We start from the raw sequence: 25,045 nt of genomic DNA on the forward strand, positions 1-25,045 counted from the left end.
CAGCGAGTTCTGCGGCGCGACCCCGAGACGAGCATCGCAGCGCAGTCGGCGCAGCTGACCGCCACAGTCAGCGCCACCGCCGGCTGCCGCCTGTCGCGCCGCGCAGATCGTCGGACGGAACGAACAACCGCATCGATCCGTTGAATCCGCCGACCCAACCCGCCCCTGGGTCTTCAGTCGACCAAAACGACAGCCACCTCGGCCGGGACAGTCCCCGCAACACCCCCGCCGCGTGCTGTGCGCAGGGTGACGCGTCGTCACGACCCCTTCTTCTTCGGGGCAGGCGCGGAAGCCGCTGCAACCGATGCCGCTGCGGAGGCCGCGGGGGCACCCCCCGCAGAAGCGGCCGCTGCGGCCGTCACTGCCGAAGCCGCCGATGCCGCCGACGCCACCGTGCCCGAAGCCAGTGCTGCGCGGCCGACGCCGCCCGCGCAGCACTGGCCGCCGAGGCCGCGCCACGCGGCGGCTCGATGCCGCCGACAATGGCCAGGTGCCGGCGCAGCAGGATCTGCCCCACCGTGCCCATGTGCGTGCGCGCACCCTCGCCACCGGCTTCGAGCAACTGGTAGCCCAGGTGCTCCAGTTCGGCGGCGGCCACGCGGTTGGCCTGCCACTTGCGCTGGAAGTCGCCGCTGGTCGACACGGTGATCAGCAGGGCGGCCAGCACCGAGCACACGGCGGCGATGTCCTTGCGCGCCTTGTCGCTGGTCAGCAGGGTCTCGACCTTCAGCACCAAGCCCGCCGCCGCGCTCAGTGCCGCGGCCAGGAAGGTGAAGCCCCAGTACACGCCGCTCCACTGGGCGGCGATGGTGCGGGTCTCGTGGAAGTTGGCCAGGATGGCCTTGGCCGCCGGGGCCGCTTCGGCGTCTTTCCCGTCGATCAGCGGCTGCAATGCGTCGGCGAGCGCCTCGCCGCGCGAGCCCATCGCCTGCGGCTGCAGCCACCACCAGACCACCGCCACCGCCAGGAGGGCGAGAACGACCTTGCCGAGGGTCCGGCCGGTCGAGGGGTTGTTCGACATGTCCTGCTCCCGATCGCGCGGCATCGCGTCGCCGCCCGTCGAGCCTAGCCCAGCGGCAAGGCCACGCGCGATGCGCAGGCTCAATCTCTCGCATCGCGGCTTGCAGGTCCGGATCCGGCGAGCCCAGGCGCCGGCGCGGCGGCGATGATGCGGGCCATGCCGTCGCCCACCCCCACGCCCCCCGTCACCCTGCCCCGCAGCTTCCGCGGCCTGGCCTGGGCCAACCTCGCGGCGCAGTCGGCCGAGCAGATCAGCCTGGCCGCGGTGCCCATCGTCGCGGTGGTGGCGCTGGGCGCCGGACCGGGCGACATCGGCGCGCTGGCCACGGCACAGACGCTGCCCTTCCTGCTGCTGTCGATCCCGGCCGGGCTGCTGGCCGACCGCTGGTCGCGCCGGCGCCTGACCATCGCCGCCGAGGCGCTGCGCGCGCTGTCGCTGCTGGCCTTGCTGATGGCCGCCACGCTCGGCGGGCTGTCGATCGGCCTGCTCGCCGCGCTGGGCTTCATCGGTGCGGCCGGCACGGTGGGCTTCAGCGTGGCCGCGCCGGCCTGGGTGCCGGCGCTGGTGCCGCGCGAGGCCCTGGCCGCGGCCAACGGCCGGCTCGAACTGGCGCGCAGCGTGGCCTTCGCGGCCGGACCGGCCGCGGCGGGCGCGCTGGTGTCCTGGGCCGGCGGGCCGCCCGCCTTCGTGCTGGCCACCGGCCTGTCGACGCTGGCCGTCGCGCTGCTGCTGCGGCTGCCCGAGCCGCCGCGCGCGCTGCCCACCGAGCGCCATGTGCTGGCCGAACTGCGCGACGGCGCGCGGCTGGTGTGGCACCACCCGCTGCTGCGGGCCATCGGCCTCACGTCGGTGGCGTGGAACATCGCCTGGTTCGTGCTGCAGGCCGTCTACGTGCCCTATGCGGTGCGCACCCTGGGCATGACGGCCGATGCGGTGGGCGTGACCTTGGCGTGTTATGGCGGCGGCATGGTGGCCGGCGCGCTGCTGGCGCCGCGCGTGATCGCGGCACTGCCCTACGGCCGCGCAGTCATCGTCGGGCCGGTGTTCTCGGTGCTGGCCTCGGCCGTGATGCTGGCCACGCTGGCCTGGCCCACGGCGGCGATGGCGGCGCTGTCGTTCACGCTGTTCGGCCTGGGGCCCATCGTGTGGACGATCACGCAGACCACGCTGCGGCAGACGGTGACCCCCACGGCCATGCTGGGCCGCGTGTCGGCGATCTTCCTCACCGTCAACATGGGCGCACGGCCTGTCGGCGCGGCGCTGGGCGGCGCGGTGGGCGCCGGGCTGGGCGAAGGCGCCGCGCTGGCGCTGTCGTTCGCGTGCTTCGCGGTGCAGCTGGCGGTGATCGTCTTCTCGCCGATGCGCACGCTGAGGGTGCTGCCGCAGGCCGTGAACTGAGCGTCCGCAAGGTCCCTCCGCGGACGACCCGCGGCACCCCCGGCGCGCCGTTGCCCCGGGCGGCCCGGTGGACCGCGCCGTGCGGCATCGCACAGACCCGCGCGGCGCCACGGCGCACCGTGCCGGCTGGCTGGCGCCACGGTCCGGGTGCCAGCGGGCCGCACCGCACAACGCCTGTGCGACGCGGCCCACGGGCCTGGACCGCCGCGGCCTGCACCGGATGCATCGCAGCCCGCGCGCATGCCGGCCCGGCTCTCGGACGGCGCACGATCGAAAAGGATGTTCCCCATGCAAGCCCTCGTCTACCACGGTCCCGGCAAGAAATCGCTGGACGACCGCCCCAAGCCCACCCTGCAAGCCCCCACCGATGCGATCGTGCGCATCACCAAGACCACGCTGTGCGGCACCGACCTGCACATCCTGAAGGGTGACGTCGCCACCTGCCAGCCCGGCACGGTGCTGGGCCACGAGGGCGTGGGCGTCATCGACGCCGTCGGTGCCGGGGTGACGGCCTTCAAGCCCGGCGACAAGGTGCTCATCTCGTGCATCAGCGCCTGCGGCCGCTGCGAGTACTGCCGCAAGGGCATGTACTCGCACTGCACCACCGGCGGCTGGATCCTCGGCCACCGCATCGACGGCACCCAGGCCGAGTTCGTGCGCACGCCCTACGCCGACACCAGCCTGTACCCCATCCCCGACGGCGCCGACGAAGAGGCGCTGGTGATGCTGAGCGACATCCTGCCCACCGGCTTCGAATGCGGCGTGCTCAACGGCAAGGTGCAGGTGGGCGGCACGGTGGCCATCGTCGGCTCGGGTCCGATCGGCCTGGCGGCGCTGCTGACGGCGCAGTTCTATTCGCCGTCGAAGATCATCATGGTCGACCTCGACGACAACCGCCTGGCGGTTAGCCAGCGCTTCGGCGCCACGGACATCGTCAACAGCACCGGCGGCTCCGCGGCCGCGAAGGTGATGGCGCTGACCGGCGGGCGCGGCGTGGACACGGCGATCGAGGCGGTGGGCATCCCCGCCACCTTCGAGCTGTGCCAGGACATCGTGGCCCCCGGCGGCACCATCGCCAACGTCGGCGTGCATGGCGTCAAGGTCGACCTGCACCTGGAGAAGCTGTGGTCGCACAACGTGACCATCACCACGCGACTGGTCGACACCGTGACGATCCCGATGCTGCTCGAGACCGTGCGGTCCGGCCGCGTCGATGCCAGGCAGCTGATCACGCACCACTTCAAGCTCGACCAGATCCTGCAGGCCTACGAGACCTTCGGCAAGGCGGCGGACACGAAGGCGCTGAAGGTCATCATCGACGCGTGAGGCGCCAGGATGGGGCGACGGCGAGCGCCCCCGAATCCGCGCTCGGCGTCGGCGGTCACTGCCGACGATGCCCGCTTTGGCGGTCGCAGGTGAACCCACGCTGGGGGAGTCCGCGAAAGGCCTTTGACGCGCTGCAGCGAGCGGCATTTGCCCCATGCTGGCGGGGGAACTGCCCCACCCCGCACTCGCGGTCTTGATCTGTGTGCGTGTTCGCACCCCCCAAACGTCGATCTTGCGGGGTTCTCGGCGCCGCGGATGCTGGCCTGTCGATTGCTGATCTGCAGGCCAGACGCCGCGCACCGCAACGACGCGACGACCCACCGAGATAACCCCGAGGAGACCCTGCCATGACCCTGCACACCGCCACCCTGCCCCGCCACGCGCCGTCCCGCGGCGGGGGCGACGGCACCGGTGGCGGGGGTCGCGTGGCCCGCACGCTGCTGGCACTGTCGCTGGGCCTGGCCGGTGCCACGGGGGCCTGGGCCCAGGCGCGCTATGCCGTCACCGACCTGGGCATGCTGCCGGGCTACGCCACCTGCGTCACCACCAAGCTCAACGACCAGGGCAGCGTGGTCGGCTATTGCGCGCCGGCGGTCGAGAACTTCAACCAGATGGGCTTCGTCTGGAACGGCGGCACGATGACGGCCGTGGGCAAGCTGACCGGCGGCCTGTACAGCATCGCCAACGCGGTCAATGCGACGGGCAAGGTCACCGGGGACGGCGACAACGGCAACGGCCGCCCGCAGAGCTGGGTCAGCAGCCCGACCGGCCTGGTCAACATCTTCAGCAACAACGGCGGCAACACGCACTCTCTGTTCATCGGCGACACCGGCTGGGTGGGTGGCTACTACACCAAGAGCCTGTCGGGCAACACCTCGTCGTGGAAGGGTGCGATCTGGACGCCCAGCGCGAAAGATCCGCGCAAGTACAGCACCCTCGACTTGCCGGTGCTGCCGGGCGGCATCGACCCCAAGTCCACCAGTTCCATCCCCTCGGCCTTCAACCAGTCCGGGCAGGCCGCAGGCTACGCGTCGAATGACCAGATCGGCCAGCATGCGGCGTTCTGGAACAACAACGCCGCACACAGCATCGTCGACCTCGGCGTCTACCCCGGCGACTGGAGCAGTCTGGCCTGGGGCCTCAACGACCTCGGCCAGGTCGTCGGCACCAGCCACCCGCCCTTCGGCAGCCGCCCGGTGCTGTGGAACAACGACCCCGCCCACACCGCGGTGGCGCTGCCGCCGCTGCCCGGCGACAACGCCGGCCAGGCGTTTGCGATCAACAACCTCGGCCAGGTGCTGGGCACCAGCAACCTCACGGTGCCGGGCACCTGGGATGGCGCCACGCCCGAGCGCCTGGTGATCTGGCGCGACGGCGGCGTGTTCACGCTGCAGTCGCTGCTCGATCCGGTCAGCGGCGCCGGCTGGACAGTGGTCGCCGCCGCGGCCATCAACAACGTCGGCCAGATCGCCGCCACGGCCACCTTCAACGGCCAGACCCGTCCGGTGCTGCTGACCCCGATGCCCTGAACGCCGGGCGGCCTTTCCCGGCCCCAGGGGCGCGGCAGGCCGCGCCTGTTCATCCCGCGTTCAGCTCTGCAGCAAGTGCTTACGGCACTTGCACGATGGACGGTCATCGGTTGATCCAGTTCACGCGCATACCATACCGGGCATCCTTATATTCCTCACCGAGGTTCGCCACGAATCCGCCGGGATTTCCCCGGCAGCGAGGGCGGGTCGCCTCCACCGTCGGGCCGGCGCTTACCAGCCGGCAGGCGGCACCAGGGGCTTCTGTGAGGAGATCGCGATGAACACTGACACGTGCGCAGGTGCCCGACCGGGCCTGCTGCGAACCCTGGTCACCTGGCTGACGCTGTGCCTGTGGGCCTTGTCGGGCCAGGCCGTTGCCGCTCTGTCGGCATCGACCGACGCGGTCTCGCTGCCGGCCAACACCTACAAGACCGTGCAGGTCACCGGGGCCCGCGGCAGTCTGCGGGCGTCCAGCGGCAACAAGTCGGTGGCCACCGTCTCCGTGAAGAACTCGGAGGACTCCGGCGCCACGCTCGAGATCGTCGGCAAGGCCATGGGCAGCACCACGGTCACGGTGAAGGACCGCAACGACCAGCGCGTCGTGCTGGCGGTGACGGTGACCAAGGCGGCCTTCCTCACGGTGACGCCCAGCTCGCTCACGCTGACCGCCGGCAGCAACGCCACGCTCACGGCCGGCAACGTCTCGGGCAGCCTGTCGGCACGCACGGCCAATTCGAACGTGGCCACGGTGTCGGTGTCGGACAAGGTGATCACGGTGCGCGGCCGCGCGGCAGGCACCACCATCGTCACGGTCAAGGATCGCAAGAGTGCCGTCAACGTGCCCGTCACGGTGACGGCGACGGCGCCGCCGATGACGGTGTCGCCCGGCAGCCTGTCGGTGGCGATCGGTGGCAGCGCCACGGTCACCGCCAGCAATGCCGCAGCGGCCATCGCCGCCGCCTCCAGCAACACGGCCGTCGCGACGGTGTCGGTGTCGTCCAACGTGGTCACCGTGCGCGGCGTCGCGGCCGGCAACGCGGTGGTGGCGGTGTCGGATGGCAAGACCACGGTCAACGTCGCGGTGACGGTCAGCGGCACGGCAGTGGCGATGACGGCCTCGCCGTCGTCGCTGTCGCTCGCGGTGGGCAGCAGTGGTGCCATCACCGCCAGCAATGTCTCGGGCACCTTGAGTGCGTCGTCCAGCAACACCGGCGTGACCACGGTCAGCGTGTCCGGCAGCACGGTCGCCGTGCGCGCCGTGGCCGCCGGCTCGGCCACGGTGACGCTGAAGGACAGCAAGACCACGATCACGGTGCCGGTCACGGTGTCCACGGTGGCCGCCAGCGGACGCTACTCGCTGATCGCCTGGAACGACCTGGGCATGCACTGCATGGACGGCGACTACTCGGTCTTCTCCATCCTGCCGCCCTACAACAACCTGCATGCCCAACTCGTCAACGCCACCACCGGCAAGGCGGTGACCTCGGGCGTCACGCTCACCTACGAGGCGGTGGCCGACCCCACCGGGTCGATCAACACCACCAGCGCGGGCAAGTCGAACTTCTGGCAATGGTCGCAGCCGCTGTACGGCGCCTCCCCCGCGGCCGACGTCGGGCTGACCGGCTTTGCCACGCCCTCTCGCACGGCACGGTCGATGGTGCTGGACAGCGCCAACGGCTGGTTCGAAGCCAGCGGCGTGCCGATCACCCCGTTCGACGACACCGGCGCGAAGAACTTCTACCCCACCGTCAAGGTGACGGCCAAGGACGCCACCGGCCGTGTGCTGGCCTCGACGACCACGGTGCTGCCGGTGTCCGACGAGATGAACTGCGCCGCCTGCCACAGCTCGCGCGCGGCCACCGAAACCAACAGCGCGCGGCTGGCCGCCAAGCCGGTGGCCGGTTGGGTCAACGACGGCACCGGCGAGCGCGACTGGAAGAAGAACATCCTGCGCCTGCACGACGAGAAGCAGGCCGCCAACCCGAAGTACGTGGCCGCGCTGGCCGCCAAGGGCATGCCATCGGGGCTGTACGCCGCGGCGCTGGGCGGCACGCCCACGCTGTGCGCGTCGTGCCATGCGTCCAACGCCCTGCCGGGCACCGGCATGGCCGGCATCGCGCCGCTCACCGCCAGCCTGCACACCAACCACGGCAAGGTGATCGACCCGACCACGATGCTGTCGCTCGAGGCCGGCACCAACCGCAATGCCTGCTACAACTGCCACCCGGGCTCGCAGACCAAGTGCCTGCGCGGCGCGATGGGCGATGCGGTCGACGCCAGCGGCAACGCCACCATGGGTTGCCAGGCCTGCCACGGCGGCATGGCCAAGGTGGGAGCGCCCACGCGCGTCGGCTGGCTGCAGCAGCCCACCTGCCAGGCCTGCCACTTCAATGGCAAGCGCACCACCAGCGCGGTCGATGCGGCAGGCAACCTGGTCGTGCCCGCCGACACCCGCTTCGCCACCAACGCCAACGTGCCAGCGGCCGGCTTCAGCCTGTTCCGCTTCAGCAAGGGCCATGGCGGCATGCAGTGCGAGGCCTGCCATGGCTCCACCCACGCCGAGTACCCCAGCTCGCACGTGAACGACAACCTGCAGAGCATCGCCTTGCAGGGCTATGCCGGCACGATCCGCGAGTGCACCGCCTGCCACGCCACGGTGCCGATGACGGCCACCGGCGGCCCGCACGGCATGCACACCATCGGACAGGGCTGGGTGAAGGAGCACGGCGACCTGGTCGAATCCAGTGGCTCCAGCAGTTGCGCCTACTGCCACGGCAGCGACTTCCGCGGCACGCCGCTGTCGCAGGTGAAGGTGGCACGCACCTACTCGGTGGAGGGCAGCAACCGCACCATCGCCGCGGGCAAGAACGTCGGCTGCTACGAATGCCACAACGGGCCCAACCCGTGACCTGAGGACCGCCTGGTCCCGATGGCACTGATCAGGGGGCGCGAGCCCCCTGATCCTTTTGCGGCACCGCAGCCCGCGGCAGGCTCAGCGGTTGGGCCAGAAGCGCAGCAGCGCGTTGTTGCGATCGGCGGTCATGTAGATGCTGCCGTCGGCGGCCACCGCCACGCCGGTGGCCACGTAGAACGGCGGCATCCCCGGGCCCGGCTCCAGTCCGATCGGCAGGTGCTCGGCCACGCTGCGGCGGGCGCCGTGGGCCGGGCCGATCTCGGTCAGCCGCCGAGCCTGCGACTCGGCCACGACGAAGCTGCCCCAGGGGGTCTGCGCCAGGCCCTCGGGCATGGCCAGCTTGTCGGCCAGCACCTTGCGCGCGCCGGTGGCGAGGTCGATGCGCACCAGGTTGCCGGCGGCCTCGGTGAGCACCACCGCGCCGTCGCGGGCCAGGATCATCTGCACCGGCCCGGCCAGGTCCTTGGCCACCACCACGCGGGTCTTGAAGTGCTCGCCGCTGGCGCGCAGCAGGCTGCCCGTGCCCAGTTCGAGCACCAGCAGGCTGCCATCGTCCATCGGGATGGCGTCCACCGGCGCCTTGAAGCCATGCACCATCTCCACGTGCCTCTGCGTCGCCCGGTCGAGCAACTGCACCGTGCCGGTGAACCAGGACGCCAGCGCGATCGTCCGCGACCCCAGGCCGACCGCGAACGGGTACTCCAGCTCCGAGGCCTGCATGCGGTGCACGTCGCGCACATCGCCCGTCAGCATGTCGACCCCGCGGAAGCCGAACACGTCGGCTACCCAAAGCGTGCCGCCGTCGACCTTGAGGCCGGACGGCACGGCCAGCTTGCCGCGCGTGACCTGGGTGACGCGGCCCGTGGCCGGGTCGACGGCCTGGATGCCGTTGTCGGCCATGTTGGACACGTAGACTGTGCCGTCGGGCGCGATGGCCAGGTTGTCGATCGCGGTGGACAGCGTGGCGACCACGCTCCTGCGGCCGCTGGCCAGGTCCACCCGGCACAGCTCACCGGTGCGGGTGTCGATCACCCACAGGTGGCCCTTGCCGTCCAGGTTGGCGGCGGCCGGCGTCTTGAACTCGCTGTTGAGCACGGTGAGCCTGCCGTCGGCCGGGTCGATCTTCACCACCTGGCCCTTGAACCACAGCGGCCCGTACAGCAGGCCGTCGGGGCCGACCTCGAAGCCGTTGAAGCCACCCAGGTCCTTGGCGATGAGGCGCGGCGCGGCCACGCCGGCCACGTCGATCTCCCACAGCGCGTCGCCGAGGAACACCTGGCTGGCGTAGAGCTTGCCGGTGCGGCGGTCGAAATCGATCGAGTTGATGCCCGGCAGGTCCTTGGCCAGCACGCGGATCGGTGCCGCGTCGCTTTCGCGGTAGCGCACGAGGCCCTGCAGGTAGGACGTCCAGGCCAGCTCGCCCTTCGGCCCGACGGCGATGTCGTCGGACTGCCCCTCCGGCGCGGCGATGAACACCTTGGCATCGCCGGTGCGCCGGTCGACCTGCCACATGTTGTTGCCCACCACCGTGCCGGCCAGCAGCCGCCCCTGCGCATCGATGGCCAGCCCGTGCACGCCGTGGAACGACGACGCTGGCACCAGCACCTGCGGCGCCGCCCAGCTGGGCGGCCGCTCGACCGGCTTCGGCCCCGGCGTCGTGATCGCCGCCGGCAAGGTGCAGGCGGACAGCGTGGCCAATGCGGCCACCGTGGCCGCCAACACGCAATGGAAACGCACAACCATGTCAGATCTCCCTGGCGACACAACGCCCACGCGACGCGGCAAGGACGGATCGCGGCGGCGATGATGACAGACAACGCCCACCGGCCCGCTCCCGGCGACACCGCCAAGGCGGGCAGGCGTCGCCGGCCTGCCGGCCGAGGCGGACCGCGCGGCCCCGATCCTGCCGACCGGCCCGGCGAAACAGCCCATGCGTTGACTTGCGCGAAGTCGTGGGATAAATTCCCACATCGACGGAGCCCCCATGAATCGACGCCTTGCCATCCTGGCCCTGACGGCCCCATCGTGCCTGCTGACCGCCTGCGGCGGCTCCGGCACGCCCGACCCGATCGACCTGCCCTTCGTGCGCCTCCAGGCCTTCTGGCCCGCCAAGGAACTGCAGCAGACCTACACCCTGCGCAGCGACGCCGAATGGCAGGAGGCCTGGCGCGTGCACGAACCGCAGATCGCACCGCCGGCAGAGCGGCCCTCGGTCGACTTCGGCAGGCAGATGATCCTCGGCGTGACGCGCGGCACGGGGCCGAACGGGTGCCATGGGCTGACCATCGTGCGCGTGGTCGAAGAGTTCGCCGTGATCCGCGTGGAGTACCGGCGGGCCGTGCCGCCACCGGCCACGTTGTGCACGCAAGCGCTCGTGGCGCTCACCGACTTCGTCGTCGTGGCACGGTCCGGCAAGCCGGTGAGCTTCCAGCAGCTCGGGGCGTGACGGCCGCGCGGCGCACCGGCCCTCTCACCGCCACCGCCGCGCCGCCAGCAGCTCCAGCAGGTCCCTGAACACCGCCTGCCCCACCGACACCGACAGGTCCACCGCCTGCGCGCGGCTGTAGTACGGGCTCAGGTCCAGGCCCACGCCGAGGCCGAACACCTGCACCTCGCCCGCCTGCTCGTGGCGGGCCACCACCTCGCGCAGGTGCTGGTCGAGGTACTGCGGGTCGTTGGCCAGGTTGGTGGCGCCGTCCATCGGGCAGCCATCCGAGACCACCACCAGCAGCTTGTGGCGCTCGGGGCGCTGCGCCAGCCGGGCGCAGGCCCAGTCGACCGCCTCGCCGTCGATGCCCTCCTTGAACAGGTCGGCCTTCAGCAGCGCGGCGATGCCGGGCCGGGCACGTCGCCAGGGCGTGTCGGCGTCCTTGAACACCAGGTGGGCAGCCTCGTTCAGGCGCCCCGGTTGGGCCGGACGGCCGGCGGCGATCCAGTCGCGCATCGCGCGGCCGCCGTTCCAGGCACCGGTGGTGAAGCCCAGCACCTCGCTGGCCACGCCGGCCAGCTCCAGCGCGCGGGCCGTCACGTCCACCACCATGGCCACCGACTCGATGTGCTCGCGCATCGAGCCCGAGCAGTCGATCAGGAAGGCCAGCACGCAGTCGGCCACCGGCTCGCGCCGCTCGGTGCGGAACAGGCGCCGCTCGGTCGGCACGGCCACCAGCTGGGCCAGGCGGCGGCCGTCGATCAGGCCCTCCTCCTGCGCGCTGTCCCAGCCGTCGCGGGTGGGCTCGGCCAGCAGGGCCTGCAGGTCGCGCGCCAGCCGGGCCACGTGCACACCCTGCGCGGCGATGCGCCGGTCGAGCTGCTCGCGCTGCTCGCGCAGCAGGGCCGGGCGCACCAGCGTGGCTGCGCGGTGCTCGCGGTCGTGGGCGGTGGTGAAGATGCGATAGCCCTCTTTCGACGCGTCCAGCACCAGGCTGCGGCCCACCGTCACGGTGGCGATGCCGTCGCTCACCTGCGCATCCATGTCCATCACCAGGCTGAAGGCGGCGCGCTCCTCGTCGTCGGCCTCGCCACTGCCGGTGCCGGCACCCGCCTCGTCGTCGGCCGAGGCCAGCATGCCGGCCACCGCCTCGGCCAGCGCCCGCGCATGCACCGCATAGGCGGCCTGATCGGTACGGTGGCGGCGCAGGCCCACCAGGTGCTGGCCCGTGGCACTGGCGATGCCAGCGCGGGTGGCCTCCATCAGGTCTTCGGCCTCCTCCGGCGGCGCCTCTCCGGTGACGCGCGAGCGCGCCGTCTGCGCCACGGTGAAGATCAGGATGCCGCGCTCGCTGTCGGCCAGGCCCGCGGCCTGGAAGCCGCGCGCCCAGGCCTCGAAGCGATGCCGCAGGTTGCGGCGCACACCAGGCATCGCGTCGTCGGCCAGCGATTCGACGCGGAACTGCTCGAGCATGTCGAACAGCAGCCGCGCCACCGGCGCGTGCGGGCAGCTTGCCTTGTGAAGGGCCTCGTCGGACAGCTTCAGCCGCAGCGCCAGACCGTCGGCGGCGCCGCGGAAGGAGCCGAAGTCGTCTTCGTCCAGCCGCGGGTGCAGGTGCGGCGCGAACAGCGGCAGCGCACGACGGCCGCGGTGCAGTCGGCGGCCACGGTAGTGCAGGTCGGTCTCGCCGGCCAGTGCGCGCAGCGCGGCCGCGCACAGCTCTTCGACCTGCTGCTGCGCCCGCGCGGCGGCCTGCACCTCCGACATGGCTGGGGCGCTCAGGCGGCCGCGGCGGGCCGGTCCTGCAGCGCGTAGGACTCGCCCAGCTCGCGGTCGAAGCAACGCTGGAAGTACTCAGCCACCACCGGCCGCTCGGCCTCGTCGCACTTGTTGACGAAGGACAGGCGGAAGGCCAGCGCCGCGTCGCCGAAGATCTCGAGGTTCTCGGCCCAGGTGATCACCGTGCGCGGCGACATCAGCGTCGACAGATCCCCCGCCGCGAAACCCTGCCGCGTCAGCTGCGCCACCGCCACCATCGACTGCAGCAGCGGCAGGCTCGCCGCACCGGCCAGCGCCGGCACACGCGCCTGCACGATGGCCACCTCCTCGTCGCGCGGCAGGTAGTTGAGCGTGGCGACGATGTTCCAGCGGTCGATCTGCGCATGATTGAGCCGCTGCGCGCCGTGGTACAGGCCGTTGAGGTTGCCCAGGCCCACGGTGTTGGCCGTGGCAAAGAGGCGGAAGCACGGGTGCGGCGTCAGCACCCGGTTCTGGTCCATCAGCGTGAACTTGCCGTCGCGCTCGAGCACGCGCTGGATCACGAACATCACGTCGGGCCGGCCGGCGTCGTATTCGTCGAAGACCAGCGCCACCGGGCGCTGCAGCGCCCAGGGCACGATGCCTTCCTGGAACTCGGTGACCTGCATGCCATCCTTGATCACCACCGCGTCCTTGCCGACGAGATCGAGCCGGCTGATGTGGCCGTCGAGGTTGACGCGCACGCAGGGCCAGTTCAGCCGCGCGGCCACCTGCTCGATGTGGGTGGACTTGCCGGTGCCATGCAGGCCCTGCACCATCACCCGCCGGTCGCGCATGAAGCCGGCCAGGATGGCCAGCGTCACGTCGCGGTTGAAGCGGTAGGCGCTGTCCACCTCCGGCACGTGCGCATCGCGCTCGGCGAAGGCCGGCACCTGCAGGTCGCTGTCGATGCCGAAGACCTCGCGCACGGACAGCAGGCGCTCGGGTCGGAGCTGGGCAAGATCGGTCATCGGCGGGCTTTCGTCTTTCGAGGGGGCACGGGCGGCGCCTGGGCATCGGCTTCGAGTTGGCCGAGCGCATGGGCGGCGCGCTGCAGCTCGGGCAGCAGGCCCAGCGCCTTGTCCAGCGGCAGACGCATCACCGGCGCCTGCAGGGCGATGCACAGGCTGGACCGGCCGCTCTTCTCGGTGGTGGGCACCGGCACCGCCACGCACACCAGGCCGGGCAGGAACTCCTCGCGGTCGGTGGCGTGGCCGGCCTTGCGCACGGCCTTCAGCTCGGCCTCCAGCGCGGCGGCATCGGTGATCGTGGCGCTGGTGCAGCGCTCCAGCGGGCCGGCGCCCAGCAGGCGGGCGCGCTGCACCGGCGCCATCTGCGCCAGGAAGATCTTGCCGCTGGCCGAGCAGTGCGCCGGCACGCGCGAGCCCGGATGCAGATAGAAGCGCAGCGGCGCCGCGGTCTCGACGCGGTCGAGGTACACCACCTCGCCGCCGGCCAGCGCGGTGATGTTGCAGCTCTCGCCGATCTCGTCCACCAGCGCGCGCAGGATGCGATGGCGCGCGCCGTGGAAGGTGTTGTTCATCAGCAGCGTCTCGGCCAGGCGGCGCAGGCGCACGCCGGTGCTGTAGTGGCGACCGTCGCCCTCGCGCTGCAGCAGCGCGGCGCCTTCCAGCTGCTGCAGCATGCGGTGCAGCGTGGGCTTGGGCAGGCCGGTGGATTCCACCAGGTCCTGCAGCGAGAACAGGCGGTCCTGCGCGGCGATCACCTCCAGCAGCGCAAACAGCCGCAGCGTGGGCGAATCGGCGCCCGGCTCGACGGCCGGGAGGGCGACATCCGCGCGGGGCTGAACGAGCTTCATGCGGCAGATGATAGGCCGTATTCCATTTTTCCAGTACGCGGCGTCCCGATTTCCGGGATTTCGTTTGACTGAGCCCGCGGGCCTGCCTATAGTCCGCCGACACCCGATCCGTCGCAGGAGATGCCCATGAACGCCCCCCAATCCACCGCCCGCACCGTGGCCAGCGGCCCCACCCGGATGACGCCGTCCGAAGCCTTCGTCGAGACCCTGGTCGCCCAGGGCGTGGACACGATGTTCGGCATCATGGGCTCGGCCTTCATGGACGCGATGGACATCTTCGCGCCCGCCGGCATCCGGCTGATCCCGGTGGTGCACGAGCAGGGCGCCGGCCACATGGCCGACGGCTTCTCGCGCGCCAGCGGCCGCCACGGCGTGGTCATCGGGCAGAACGGCCCGGGCATCAGCAACTGCGTCACCGCCATCGCCGCGGCCTACTGGGCGCACAGCCCGGTGGTGATCATCACGCCCGAGACCGGCACCATGGGCCTGGGCCTGGGCGGCTTCCAGGAGGCCAACCAGCTGCCGATGTTCCAGGAGTTCACCAAGTACCAGGGCCACGTCAACAACAACAAGCGCATGGCCGAGTTCACCGCGCGCTGCTTCGACCGAGCGCATTCCGAACTGGGCCCGACGCAGTTGAACATCCCGCGCGACCTGTTCTACGGCGACATCACCTGCGAGATCCCCAAGCCCATGCGCCTGGACCGCGGCGCTGGCGGCGACGACAGCCTCAACGCCGCGGCCGAGTTGCTGGCCACGGCCAAGAACCCGGTGCTGATCTCCGGCGGCGGCGTGGTAATGGGCGGTGGTGTCGAGGCCGCCAAGGCACTGGCCGAGCGGCTGGGCTGCCCGGTGGTCAACAGCTACCAGCACAACGATTCGTTCCCGGCCAGCCACCCGCAGTGGTGCGGCCCGCTGGGCTACCAGGGCAGCAAGGCCGGCATGAAGCTGATCAGCGAGGCCGATGTCGTCATCGCGCTCGGCTCGCGCCTGGGCCCCTTCGGCACGCTGCCCCAGTACGGCATGGAGTACTGGCCGAAGAACGCCAAGATCATCCAGATCGACGCCGACCACAAGATGCTGGGCCTGGTGAAGAAGATCGACGTGGGCATCTGCGGCGACGCCAAGGCCGCCGCCAACGCGCTGGTGGCCCGCCTGGCCAACCGCACGCTGGCCTGCGACGCCACCCGCGCCGCCCGCGCCGCCCGCATCGCCGAAGAGAAGGCCGCCTGGGAGAAAGAGCTCGACGGCTGGACGCACGAGCGCGATGCCTACAGCCTGGACATGATCGAGGAGGCCAAGCGCGAAGGTGGCGGCTGGCTCAGCCCGCGCCAGGTGCTGCGCGAGCTGGAGAAGGCGATGCCGGCGCACGTGATGGTGTCCACCGACATCGGCAACATCAACTCGGTGGCGCACAGCTACCTGCGCTTCGAGGAGCCGCGCTCGTTCTTCGCGCCGATGAGCTTCGGCAACTGCGGCTACGCGCTGCCCACCATCATCGGCGCCAAGGTGGCCGCGCCGCACCGCCCGGCCATCAGCTACGCCGGCGATGGCGCCTGGGGCATGAGCATGAGCGAGATCATGACCTGCGTGCGGCACGACATCCCGGTCACGGCCGTGGTGTTCCACAACCGCCAGTGGGGCGCCGAGAAGAAGAACCAGGTCGACTTCTACAACCGCCGCTTCGTCGCCGGCGAGCTGGAAAGCCAGAGCTTCGCCGGCATCGCCAAGGCGATGGGCGCCGAGGGCATCGTGGTCGACAAGCTCGAGGACGTGGGCCCGGCGCTCAAGCGCGCGGTCGACATGCAGATGAACGACCGCAAGACCTGCGTCGTCGAGATCATGTGCACCCGCGAGCTGGGCGACCCGTTCCGGCGCGATGCGCTGGCCAAGCCGGTGCGGTTCCTCGACAAGTACAAAGATTACGTCTGAAGCGGCGCGTCTTCCTGCTGCGCGATCCGATCGATGCCCCACCACCTGCTGACCCTCAACGCCGGCTCGTCGTCGATCAAGTACGCGCTGTTTGCGCGTCATGACGACCTGAGCACGCCGGTGCTCACAGGGCAGGTGGAAGGCATCGGCGTGGCCGGCGGGCCGGCCACGCACGAGGACGCGCTGGCCACGGTACTGGCGCGCATCGGCAACGCGCACGTCGCCGCGGTGGGCCACCGCATCGTGCACGGCGGCACCGGCTTCGACCGGCCGGTGCTCATCGACGACGGCGTGCTGGCGCAGATCGACGCGCTGGCGCCGCTGGCGCCGCTGCACCAGCCGCACAACGCGGCCGGCGTGCGGGCCGCGCGTGCGGCCTTTGCCGGCGTGCCGCAGGTGGCCTGCTTCGACACCGCCTTCCACCGCGCGCAGCCGGCGCTGAACCAGCGCTTCGCGCTGCCCCGTGCGCTGCACGAAGCGGGGGTGCGGCGCTACGGCTTCCATGGCCTGTCGTACGAATCCATCGCCGGGCAGCTGGCCGCCACGGGCCTGCCGACGGGCGCGCGCGTGGTGGTGGCGCACCTGGGCAACGGTGCGTCGATGTGCGCGATGCGCGACGGCGCCTCGGTGGCCACGACGATGAGCTTCTCGCCGCTGGACGGCCTGCCGATGGGCACGCGCTGCGGCCGGCTGGATGCCGCGGTGGTGCTGCACCTGCTGTCGCAGGGCCGCACGGCCGACGACATCGCGCGGCTGCTGTACCGCGAATCGGGACTGCTGGGCCTGTCGGGCCTGTCCAGCGACATGCGCACGCTGCTGGCCAGCGACTCGGCCCACGCCCGCGAGGCGGTCGACTACTTCATCGAGCACCTGGCGCGCGAGCTGGCCGGCATGGCCGCGGCGCTGCGCGGCATCGACCTGCTGGTGTTCACCGGCGGCATCGGCGAGAACTCGGCCGTGGTGCGCGAGCGCCTGGTGGCGGCCACCGGCTGGATGGGCCTGGGTGCGGAAGGCGCCGGCGCGGTGCAGGTGCGCGTGCTGCGCACCAACGAAGAATCGGTGATCGCCCGCCACACCGCGGCGCTGGCCTGAACTGTGGCGTGTCGGGGCGGGGCCGCGCCGCGGCCACCGCTGCGGCCGCGGTCCGCTGCCCCCCGGCAGGGCGTGGCGCATGCCACGGCGGCCACGCGGCGCCACCGCATCCCGGGGGCGTCCCCGACCTTGGTCTATGGTCGAATCGCCCCCGGCCATCGCATCATGCGGGCGGCCGCCATGGCCCACACCCAGGAGACCGACCGTGCCGACCCCGACCCCGCGACCGACCCCGCATCGCCTGGCCCGCGCCGCCCTGCTGGCCGTGGCCGGCACCTGCGCCGCGCTGCCTGCCCTGGCCCAGGAGGTCGAACTGTTCGAGCGCGCGCGCTTCAAGGGCGTGAAGCTCAAGCTCACTGCCGACACGCCCGACGTGGCGGCCTACGGCCTCGGCAACCGCATCGCCTCGATCGTGGTCAAGAGCGGCGACTGGGAGTTCTGTACCGCGCCACGGTACGGCGGCGCCTGCATCACCGTCGGCCCCGGCCGCTATGCCGACCTGCCCCCGGCGCTGCACGGCAATCTGGCCTCGATCCGCCGCGCCGACGGGGGCGCAGGCGCACCGCCGCCCGCCCCGGCCACCGCGGGCACGGCGGCGCCGGGGGTCAGCGACGCGGTGGTGCTGTACGAGCACATCGATTTCAAGGGGCGCAGCTTCGGGCTGTCGTCGTCGATCGCGCGGCTGGACGAGAAGGGCTTCAACGACACCGCCTCGTCGGTGCTGGTGCAGCGCGGCCGCTGGCAGTTGTGCGAGCACGCCGACTTTTCCGGCCAGTGCATCGTGCTGGGCCCCGGGCGCCACACGCTGGGTGGCAACGCCAACGACCTGCTGTCGTCGATCCGCCCGGTGTTCGGCCGCGACAACCGGCCGCTGCCGGCCTCCGGCGGCCTGGTGCTTCACGAGCAGGCCGACTACTCCGGCCGCTCGATGCTGCTCACCGAACCCACGGCCAACCTCAAGTCGATGGGCATGAACGACAAGGCCTCGTCGGTGGAAGTGCTGGCCGGCCAATGGGAGGTGTGCACCGACGCCGACTACCGTGGCCGCTGCGTGCTGCTGAACCCCGGGCACTACCAGCTCGACGGCGCGCTGGACAAGCGCCTGTCGTCGATGCGCCCGCGCTGATCCCGACGCAGCGGGACAGCCCGGCTGCGGCAGCGGGACCACCGCGCCGCGGCCAGCCGGGGACCACCGCTTGACGTGGCACAAGGGCCACCGGACGGCCGCCGGGCATCATCCGGTGGCACCCTGCCCCCGACGGCAGGGGCACGGAGACATGAACCCGATCCAACACGCCATTGGCGACCTGCTCGACATCCTGCCCGATGCTGTCGTCATGGTCGATGCCCGCAACATCGTCACCTTCGTCAACCCCGCGGTGCGCACCCTGCTGGGGTACACGCCGGCCGAGATCCTGGGCCAGCCGCTGTCCATGCTGGTGCCGCAGGATTCACGCGAACGCCACGAGGCCATGGTGCAACGCTTCCGGCGCGACGGCAGTCCCAAGATGATGGGCGCGCGCCCGGTGCTGCACGCGCTGCACCGCAGCGGCAAGGTCGTGCCGGTGTCGATCTCGCTGTGCAACCTCACACTCGACGGCGGCCAGCAGGCCTCGGTGGCGGTGATCCACGACGTGTCGGCGCTGCACACCCAGCTCGACCGCGCCACCACGATGGCCGAGACCGACCCGCTCACCGGGCTGGGCAACCGCCTGCGGCTGTCGCGGCGCATCGGCGCGTTGGCGGCCAGCGGCCGGGGGTTCTCGCTGTTGTGGCTCGACCTGGTCGATTTCAAGCGCATCCGCGACGCGCACGGGCCCGAGATCGCGGACGAGGCCCTGCGCGTCGTTGGCCTGCGGCTGCAGGCGCAGGTGCGCGAGGCCGACCTGGTGGCCCGGCTCGGTGGCGACAAGTTTGCGATGCTGCTGGACGGCATGGCCGACACCAGCCACCTCGATTCGCGGGCGCACTCCGTCTCGCACAGCCTGTGCCGGCGCATGCACATCGGGCCGCTGATCGAGTCGGTCAGCGTCACCATCGGCGGGGCCATCGGCCCTCGCCACGGCACCGACGAGGTGGCATTGCTCGACGCGGCCACAGGCGCGATGGACGCGGCACGGCGTGAGGGTGCCGTGTACCGGCTCGCCGGCGCGGCGGCCGACGCCATCGGCTGACGGGCACGTCGGCCCTCGGCGTCCCGCTCGGTGGCGCCCCGCACGGCCGGCGTCCGCTGCCTCACCCGGCCGCGGGAGCCATCGCCACGCAGTGGCCGATGAAGTCCTCGGTGGCCCGGCCCAGCCGCTTGTCGCGCCGCACCACCATCGCCAGGCGGCGTCGCGCCACCGGCAGCCGCGTGCGCAACTCCAGCAGCGAGCCGTCGGCCAGCGCCTCCACCACCGCGTGCCGCGACAGGCAGGCCAGCCCCGCGCCCGCGGCGGCCAGGCGCTTGATGGCCTCGGTGCTGCCCATCTCGAAGGCGACGTGCAGGCTGCCCAGGTGCTCGATCAGCCAGCGGTCGGCGGCCTGGCGCGTGCCCGAGCCCGGCTCGCGCAGGATCCACGCCGCCGCGGCGAGCTGGCGCACGCCCACCCGGCTGCCGGCTGGTCCGACCGCCAGCGGGTGATCGGGTGCGGCGACGATGACCAGTTCGTCGCTCACCCACGGCCGCACGATCAGGTCGGGGTGCGTCTGCGGTCCTTCGATGAAGCCCACGTCGGCCTCCAGCCCCACCACCGAGGCGATCACCTCGCTGGTATTGCCGATGGCCATGCGCACCGTGCCCTGCGGGTGCGCGCGCTGCCAGGCGGCCACCAGCGGCGGCAGCAGGCATTCGCCCACGGTGAGGCTGGCCGCCACGCGCAAGGGCGCCGGGTGCTCACCGCTGAACAGGCCCTGCAGCTCGGCCGCGTGGTCGAGCAGCGCGCTGGCGCCCGGCAGCAGCGCGCGGCCGTTCTCGTTGAGCACCAGGCGGCGGCCGACGCGGTCGAACAGCTGCACGCCGAGCGCGGCCTCCAGCTCGGCCAGTGCGGCGCTGGCGGCCGACTGCGAGCGCGCCACGCGGCCGGCGGCCTCGCGGGTGGAGCCGCTGCGCGCGATGGCCGCGAAGACCTCGAGCTGGCGCAGCGACAGGCGCAGGCGGGCCGGTGCCGACCCCAGAACACGCTGACCCGATTTATCGATCATGGTGACCTGAATTCTCCGCTTTTTTCTTTCAGCGCAGCTGCCTACCATCGGCCACGATCCAGCCACAGCCCGGGGGCCCCGCCGTGTTCAAGTTCCTCTCCAGCGAGCCGTTGCACGACCCCACGGCACCGCCCGCCCCCGGCGCGGCCACCGAGGTCAAGTGCACCACCTGCTACATGTGCGCCTGCCGCTGCGGCATCCGCGTGCACCTGCGAGACGGCGAGGTGCGCTACATCGACGGCAACCCCGACCACCCGCTGAACCAGGGCGTGATCTGCGCCAAGGGCAGCTCGGGCATCATGAAGCAGGTGTCGCCGGCGCGGCTGACGCAGCCGCTGCGCCGCAAGGCTGGCGCCGAGCGCGGGGCCGGCGAGTTCGAGCCGATCTCGTGGGACGAGGCCTTCTCGATGCTGACCGAGCGGCTGGGCCGCATCCGCGCCACCGACCCCAAGCAGTTCGCGCTGTTCACCGGGCGCGACCAGATGCAGGCGCTCACGGGCCTGTTCGCGCGCCAGTTCGGCACGCCCAACTATGCGGCGCACGGCGGCTTCTGCTCGGTCAACATGGCCGCCGGCATGATCTACACGATCGGCGGCAGCTTCTGGGAATTCGGCGGCCCCGACCTCGACCACGCCAAGCTGTTCGTGATGATCGGCACCGCCGAGGACCACCACAGCAACCCGCTGAAGATCGCCATCAGCAAGTTCAAGCGCGGTGGCGGGCGCTTCATCTCGATCAACCCGGTGCGCACCGGCTACTCGGCGGTGGCCGACGAGTGGATCCCCATCAAGCCCGGCACCGACGGCGCCCTGTTCATGGCGCTGATGCAGGTGCTGATCGCCGAAGACCGCTTCGACCACGCCTTCGTCAAGCGCTTCACCAACGGGCCGCAGCTGGTGGTGCTGGACGAGGGCGCACGCGAAGGCCTGTTCGCCTTCGACCCCGACCCGGCCAAGGGTCCGCCCGGCGATGGCCGCCACCCGCACAACAAGCTGGTGTGGGACCGCACCAGCGGCACGGTGATGGCCGCCTACCCCGAAGGCATCGCCGACGGCTGCGACCCGGCGCTGGAGGGCCACTACACGCTGGCCGACGGCACCCGCGTGACGCCGAGCTTCCAGCTGCTGCGCGAGCGCGTGGCGCCGTGCACGCCCGAATGGGCCGAGGCCATCACCGGCATCCCGGCAGCGCGCATCCGCCAGCTGGCGCACGAGATGGGGCACGCCGCCTTCGAGCAGGCCTTCGACCTGCCGATCGAGTGGACCGACGCCTGGGGCAAGGTGCACCCCACCACCCGCGCGCGGCCGGTGGCCTTCCATGCCATGCGCGGCCTGGCGGCGCACAGCAACGGCTTCCAGACGGTGCGCGCGCTGGCGGTGCTGATGAGCCTGCTGGGCACCATCGACGCGCCCGGCGGCTTCCGCCACAAGGCGCCCTACCCGCGCCACATCGTGCCCAACTACCGGGCCTTCCACGACCCCGGCATGATCCAGCCGAACACGCCGCTGAACGCCGCGCCGCTGGGCTTCCCGGCCAGCCCGGACGAGCTGGCGATCAACCCCGACGGCTCGCCGATCCGCATCGACCACGCCTTCTCGTGGGAGCACCCGCTGTCGGCGCACGGGCTGATGCACAACGTCATCACCAACGCCGCCAAGGGCGACCCCTACCGCATCGACACGCTGCTGATCTTCATGGCCAACATGGCCTGGAACAGCACGATGAACACGATGGCGGTGCGCGAGATGCTCAACCGCAGGGCCGCCGACGGGCAGTACCAGATCCCGTTCCTGGTGGTGTGCGACGCCTTCCAGAGCGAGACCGTGGCCTTCGCCGACCTGGTGCTGCCGGATACCACCTACCTGGAGCGGCACGACGTGATGGGCATGCTCGACCGGCCGATCAGCGAGTTCGACGGCCCGGTCGACTCGGTGCGCGTGCCGGTGCTGCCGCCCACCGGGCAGTGCAAGCCCTTCCAGGAGGTGCTGGTCGAGCTGGCCTCGCGCTTGAAGTTCCCGGCCTTCACCACGGCCGAGGGCGGCCGCAAGTTCAAGGACTACCCCGACTTCGTCGTCAACTTCCAGCCGCAACCGGGCATCGGCTTCCTGATGGGCTGGCGCGGCAAGGACGGCACCGAGCACCTGCGCGGCGAACCCAACCCGAAGCAGTGGGAGATGTACGCCAAGAACAACTGCGTCTTCCAGTACCACATGCCCAAAGAGCAGCAGTACATGCGCAACTGGAACCGGGGCTACCTCGACTTCGCCAAGGACAAGGGCTGGCGGCAGAAGAACGACCCGGTGCAGCTGGCGCTGTACTCCGACACGCTGCAGAGCTTCCGCCTGGCCGCGCAGGGCAAGACCGCCGGCCGCCAGCCGCCCGACCACCTGCGCGAGCGCATCGACACCTACTTCGACCCGCTGCCGTTCTGGTACCCGCCGCTCGAGTCGGCCTGCACCGACCTGGCCGCCTTCCCGCTCAATGCCGTCACGCAGCGGCCGATGGCGATGTACCACTCGTGGGATTCTCAGAACGCCTGGCTGCGCCAGATCCACAGCCACAACCACCTGATGGTGAACCCGGTCACCGCCCGCGCGGCCGGCATCGCCGACGGCGCCTGGTGCTGGATCGAGAGCCGCTGGGGCAAGGTGCGTTGCCTGCTGCGCGAGACCGAGGCGGTCGAGCCCGGCACGGTGTGGACCTGGAACGCCATCGGCAAGGCCAGCGGCGCCTGGCACCTGTCGCCCGGCGCCGACGAATCGCGCAAGGGCTTCCTGCTCAACCACCTGATCAGCGAGGAACTGCCCTTCGCCGGCACCCCCGGCGGCACCATCAGCAACAGCGACCCGGTCACCGGCCAGGCCGGCTGGTACGACGTGCGGGTGCGCATCCGCCCGGCCGAGCCAGGCGACGCCGACGAGAGCTTCCCGCAGGTGGCCGCCACGCCGCCGGTGCCGGGGGTGCGTGGCGTCACCGAGCATGTGCTGGCGTACTTCGCGGGGAGGAAGAAATGACCATCGGCGCCGAGACCCTGGCCAAACAGCTGGCCCTGGTGATCGACCTCAACGTGTGCGTGGGCTGCCACGCCTGCGTCACCAGCTGCAAGCAGTGGAACACCTCGGGCACCGCGGGCCCGCTGGCCGACCTGGACGCCTATGGCGACCATCCGAACGGCACCTTCTTCAACCGGGTGCAGACCTGGGAGGCCGGCACCTTCCCGCAGTCCGAGACCGTGCACTTCCCGAAGAGCTGCCTGCACTGCGAAGACCCGCCCTGCGTGCCGGTGTGCCCCACCGGCGCCAGCTACAAGCGCAAGGCCGACGGCATCGTGCTGGTCGACTACGACAAGTGCATCGGCTGCAAGTACTGCAGCTGGGCCTGCCCCTACGGCGCGCGCGAGTACGACGAAGAGCGCAAGGTGATGACCAAGTGCACGCTGTGCGTGGACCGCATCTACGACGAGCTGTTGCCACCGCAGGACCGCAAGCCCGCCTGCGTCAAGGCCTGCCCCACCGGCGCCCGGCTGTTCGGTGACGTGAAGGACCCGGACTCCGACGTCTCGAAGGCCATCCGCGAACGCGGCGGCTACCCGCTGATGCCCGAGTGGGACACCCAGCCGGCCAACCAGTACCTGCCGCGCCGCAAAACTGCGGCCCGCACCGGAGACGAGCCATGAACCCCGCCTGGTCGGTCATCTTCTTCACCACGCTCGCGGGCGCGGCACAGGGCCTGGTGGTGACGCTGGCGCTGGCCACGCTGGGCGGCGTGGCGCCGTCCGGCGGCTACGTCGGCCTGGGCCTGGGCCTGGCGCTGGCCATGCTGCTGGCGAGCCTGGGTGCGTCCACGCTGCACCTGGGCCACCCCGAGCGCGCCTGGCGCGCGGTGCTGATGTGGCGCACCTCGTGGCTGTCGCGCGAGGTCATCGTGCTGCCGGTGTTCATCGCCACGGTGGCGCTGTGGTGGTGGTCGCTGCGCAGCGGCACGGCCGCGCCCTGGCTGCCGGTGCTGGCCATCGTGCTGGCGCTGGCGCTGTGGTGGTGCACCGCGATGATCTACGCCTGCCTGCGCTTCATCCAGGAATGGGCGCATGCGCTGACGGTGGTGAACTACCTGCTGATCGGCATGGCCTCGGGGCTGCTGCTGGCGGCGGCGCTGGCGGTGCTGGCGGGCGAGGCGGCCTTCGCCCGCCACCTGGCGGTGCCGGCGCTGGTCGCCACGCTGCTGGCCTGGGCCACGCGCACGGCGGCGCTTCGGCGCAACGCGGCGCTCAAGCCGAAGTCCACCGCGCAGTCGGCCACCGGCATCCACCACCCGCGCCTGCGGCAGGTGGCGATGGGCATGACCGGCGGCGCCTACAACACCCGTGAGTTCTTCCACGGCATGGGCCTGGCGGTGCTGCAGCGCGTGCGCTGGGCACTGCACGGGCTGGCCTTCGCCGCGCCGGCCGCGGCCATCGCGGCCACGCTGGCCACCGGCTCGCCGGGCTGGCTGGTGGCCGGCTGCGCCGTGCAGGCGCTGGGCCTGCTGGCCGAGCGCTGGCTGTTCTTCGCGCAGGCCCGGCACCCGCAGAACCTGTATTACCAGGTGGTGAGCTGAACGGTGGTTC

General features: G+C 71.5%; 18 protein-coding genes. 12 read left to right on the forward strand and 6 right to left on the reverse strand.

Going from position 1 to position 25,045, the window contains the following annotated elements:
* Nucleotides 1–358: 358 nt before the first annotated feature.
* Complete coding sequence (locus tag EOINJALH_RS04710; RefSeq protein ID WP_144289867.1) at nt 359–1,021, reverse strand: DUF4231 domain-containing protein; 663 nt, start codon at nt 1,019–1,021, stop codon at nt 359–361.
* Nucleotides 1,022–1,177: 156 nt separating this feature from the next.
* Between EOINJALH_RS04710 and EOINJALH_RS04715 the strand changes: the two genes are divergently transcribed.
* From EOINJALH_RS04715 to EOINJALH_RS32115, 4 genes are all read left to right on the forward strand, one after another.
* Nucleotides 1,178–2,419 (forward strand): MFS transporter, encoded by a 1,242-nt coding sequence (locus EOINJALH_RS04715; protein WP_088279194.1) that lies wholly within the window; start codon nt 1,178–1,180, stop codon nt 2,417–2,419.
* A 288-nt stretch (nt 2,420–2,707) separates the two neighbouring features.
* Complete coding sequence (locus EOINJALH_RS04720) at nt 2,708–3,745, forward strand: zinc-dependent alcohol dehydrogenase family protein (protein WP_088279164.1); 1,038 nt, start codon at nt 2,708–2,710, stop codon at nt 3,743–3,745.
* Nucleotides 3,746–4,092: 347 nt separating this feature from the next.
* Entirely contained in the window at nt 4,093–5,274 is a 1,182-nt protein-coding gene (locus EOINJALH_RS04725; protein ID WP_088279165.1) for a hypothetical protein, read from the forward strand.
* A gap of 277 nt (nt 5,275–5,551) precedes the next feature.
* Nucleotides 5,552–8,182 (forward strand): pilus assembly protein N-terminal domain-containing protein, encoded by a 2,631-nt coding sequence (locus EOINJALH_RS32115; RefSeq protein WP_199873150.1) that lies wholly within the window; start codon nt 5,552–5,554, stop codon nt 8,180–8,182.
* Between the two features lie 84 nt (nt 8,183–8,266).
* Here the strand turns inward: EOINJALH_RS32115 and EOINJALH_RS04735 are convergent, their stop codons facing one another.
* Entirely contained in the window at nt 8,267–9,931 is a 1,665-nt protein-coding gene (locus EOINJALH_RS04735; protein WP_088279166.1) for a PQQ-binding-like beta-propeller repeat protein, read from the reverse strand.
* 241 nt (nt 9,932–10,172) lie between these two features.
* On the opposite strand from EOINJALH_RS04735, the gene EOINJALH_RS04740 reads away from it, so the two are divergent.
* Nucleotides 10,173–10,634: a hypothetical protein gene (locus EOINJALH_RS04740; RefSeq protein WP_088279167.1), complete on the forward strand. Its 462-nt coding sequence runs from the start codon at nt 10,173–10,175 to the stop codon at nt 10,632–10,634.
* Between the two features lie 24 nt (nt 10,635–10,658).
* Here EOINJALH_RS04740 and EOINJALH_RS04745 read toward each other — a convergent pair whose 3' ends face one another.
* Genes EOINJALH_RS04745 through EOINJALH_RS04755 form a run of 3 tightly spaced genes read right to left on the reverse strand, consistent with a single transcriptional unit; the run spans nt 10,659 to nt 14,232 of the window.
* Nucleotides 10,659–12,383, reverse strand: coding sequence for a cobaltochelatase CobT-related protein (locus EOINJALH_RS04745; RefSeq protein ID WP_088279168.1), 1,725 nt, complete (start codon nt 12,381–12,383; stop codon nt 10,659–10,661).
* Nucleotides 12,384–12,394: 11 nt separating this feature from the next.
* The gene (locus tag EOINJALH_RS04750) at nt 12,395–13,384 is read right to left on the reverse strand and encodes an AAA family ATPase (protein WP_088279169.1); all 990 of its coding nucleotides are present in this window, start codon (nt 13,382–13,384) and stop codon (nt 12,395–12,397) included.
* On the reverse strand, nt 13,381–14,232 hold the full coding sequence (locus EOINJALH_RS04755) for an IclR family transcriptional regulator (protein WP_199873151.1): 852 nt from the start codon (nt 14,230–14,232) through the stop codon (nt 13,381–13,383). The genes EOINJALH_RS04750 and EOINJALH_RS04755 overlap by 4 nt, the downstream gene beginning before the upstream one ends.
* Before the next feature lie 126 nt (nt 14,233–14,358).
* On the opposite strand from EOINJALH_RS04755, the gene xsc reads away from it, so the two are divergent.
* The 4 genes from xsc to EOINJALH_RS04775 all read left to right on the forward strand — a co-directional run bounded on the left by xsc (nt 14,359) and on the right by EOINJALH_RS04775 (nt 19,430).
* The gene (gene xsc / locus EOINJALH_RS04760) at nt 14,359–16,164 is read left to right on the forward strand and encodes a sulfoacetaldehyde acetyltransferase (protein ID WP_088279170.1); all 1,806 of its coding nucleotides are present in this window, start codon (nt 14,359–14,361) and stop codon (nt 16,162–16,164) included.
* 33 nt (nt 16,165–16,197) lie between these two features.
* Nucleotides 16,198–17,256, forward strand: coding sequence for an acetate/propionate family kinase (locus EOINJALH_RS04765; protein WP_088279171.1), 1,059 nt, complete (start codon nt 16,198–16,200; stop codon nt 17,254–17,256).
* A 205-nt stretch (nt 17,257–17,461) separates the two neighbouring features.
* Nucleotides 17,462–18,382 (forward strand): beta/gamma crystallin-related protein, encoded by a 921-nt coding sequence (locus EOINJALH_RS04770; RefSeq protein WP_158219657.1) that lies wholly within the window; start codon nt 17,462–17,464, stop codon nt 18,380–18,382.
* A 151-nt stretch (nt 18,383–18,533) separates the two neighbouring features.
* The gene (locus EOINJALH_RS04775) at nt 18,534–19,430 is read left to right on the forward strand and encodes a GGDEF domain-containing protein (RefSeq protein WP_088279173.1); all 897 of its coding nucleotides are present in this window, start codon (nt 18,534–18,536) and stop codon (nt 19,428–19,430) included.
* 61 nt (nt 19,431–19,491) lie between these two features.
* On the opposite strand, the gene EOINJALH_RS04780 is transcribed toward EOINJALH_RS04775, so the two are convergent.
* A complete protein-coding gene (locus tag EOINJALH_RS04780) occupies nt 19,492–20,439 on the reverse strand; it encodes a LysR family transcriptional regulator (RefSeq protein ID WP_199873152.1) in 948 nt (315 codons plus the stop codon).
* An 83-nt stretch (nt 20,440–20,522) separates the two neighbouring features.
* On the opposite strand from EOINJALH_RS04780, the gene EOINJALH_RS04785 reads away from it, so the two are divergent.
* The 3 genes from EOINJALH_RS04785 to EOINJALH_RS04795 are packed head-to-tail and all read left to right on the forward strand — an operon-like array spanning nt 20,523 to nt 25,035.
* On the forward strand, nt 20,523–23,453 hold the full coding sequence (locus EOINJALH_RS04785; RefSeq protein ID WP_088279175.1) for a molybdopterin oxidoreductase family protein: 2,931 nt from the start codon (nt 20,523–20,525) through the stop codon (nt 23,451–23,453).
* A complete protein-coding gene (locus tag EOINJALH_RS04790) occupies nt 23,450–24,115 on the forward strand; it encodes a 4Fe-4S dicluster domain-containing protein (protein ID WP_088279176.1) in 666 nt (221 codons plus the stop codon). Before EOINJALH_RS04785 ends, EOINJALH_RS04790 begins: the two co-directional genes overlap by 4 nt.
* On the forward strand, nt 24,112–25,035 hold the full coding sequence (locus EOINJALH_RS04795; protein ID WP_088279177.1) for a DmsC/YnfH family molybdoenzyme membrane anchor subunit: 924 nt from the start codon (nt 24,112–24,114) through the stop codon (nt 25,033–25,035). Before EOINJALH_RS04790 ends, EOINJALH_RS04795 begins: the two co-directional genes overlap by 4 nt.
* Nucleotides 25,036–25,045: the final 10 nt, after the last annotated feature.

This window comes from Ideonella sp. A 288, assembly GCF_002198735.1.
Classification (GTDB): domain Bacteria; phylum Pseudomonadota; class Gammaproteobacteria; order Burkholderiales; family Burkholderiaceae_C; genus Pseudaquabacterium.

Bases quoted from the DNA above. Each gene is read 5' to 3' on its own strand.
- EOINJALH_RS04710 (WP_144289867.1), bottom strand. From the start codon at position 1,021: ATGTCGAACAACCCCTCGACCGGCCGGACCCTCGGCAAGGTCGTTCTC.
- EOINJALH_RS04715 (WP_088279194.1), top strand. From the start codon at position 1,178: ATGCCGTCGCCCACCCCCACGCCCCCCGTCACCCTGCCCCGCAGCTTC.
- EOINJALH_RS04720 (WP_088279164.1), top strand. From the start codon at position 2,708: ATGCAAGCCCTCGTCTACCACGGTCCCGGCAAGAAATCGCTGGACGAC.
- EOINJALH_RS04725 (WP_088279165.1), top strand. From the start codon at position 4,093: ATGACCCTGCACACCGCCACCCTGCCCCGCCACGCGCCGTCCCGCGGC.
- EOINJALH_RS32115 (WP_199873150.1), top strand. From the start codon at position 5,552: ATGAACACTGACACGTGCGCAGGTGCCCGACCGGGCCTGCTGCGAACC.
- EOINJALH_RS04735 (WP_088279166.1), bottom strand. From the start codon at position 9,931: ATGGTTGTGCGTTTCCATTGCGTGTTGGCGGCCACGGTGGCCGCATTG.
- EOINJALH_RS04740 (WP_088279167.1), top strand. From the start codon at position 10,173: ATGAATCGACGCCTTGCCATCCTGGCCCTGACGGCCCCATCGTGCCTG.
- EOINJALH_RS04745 (WP_088279168.1), bottom strand. From the start codon at position 12,383: ATGTCGGAGGTGCAGGCCGCCGCGCGGGCGCAGCAGCAGGTCGAAGAG.
- EOINJALH_RS04750 (WP_088279169.1), bottom strand. From the start codon at position 13,384: ATGACCGATCTTGCCCAGCTCCGACCCGAGCGCCTGCTGTCCGTGCGC.
- EOINJALH_RS04755 (WP_199873151.1), bottom strand. From the start codon at position 14,232: ATGAAGCTCGTTCAGCCCCGCGCGGATGTCGCCCTCCCGGCCGTCGAG.
- xsc (WP_088279170.1), top strand. From the start codon at position 14,359: ATGAACGCCCCCCAATCCACCGCCCGCACCGTGGCCAGCGGCCCCACC.
- EOINJALH_RS04765 (WP_088279171.1), top strand. From the start codon at position 16,198: ATGCCCCACCACCTGCTGACCCTCAACGCCGGCTCGTCGTCGATCAAG.
- EOINJALH_RS04775 (WP_088279173.1), top strand. From the start codon at position 18,534: ATGAACCCGATCCAACACGCCATTGGCGACCTGCTCGACATCCTGCCC.
- EOINJALH_RS04780 (WP_199873152.1), bottom strand. From the start codon at position 20,439: ATGATCGATAAATCGGGTCAGCGTGTTCTGGGGTCGGCACCGGCCCGC.
- EOINJALH_RS04790 (WP_088279176.1), top strand. From the start codon at position 23,450: ATGACCATCGGCGCCGAGACCCTGGCCAAACAGCTGGCCCTGGTGATC.
- EOINJALH_RS04795 (WP_088279177.1), top strand. From the start codon at position 24,112: ATGAACCCCGCCTGGTCGGTCATCTTCTTCACCACGCTCGCGGGCGCG.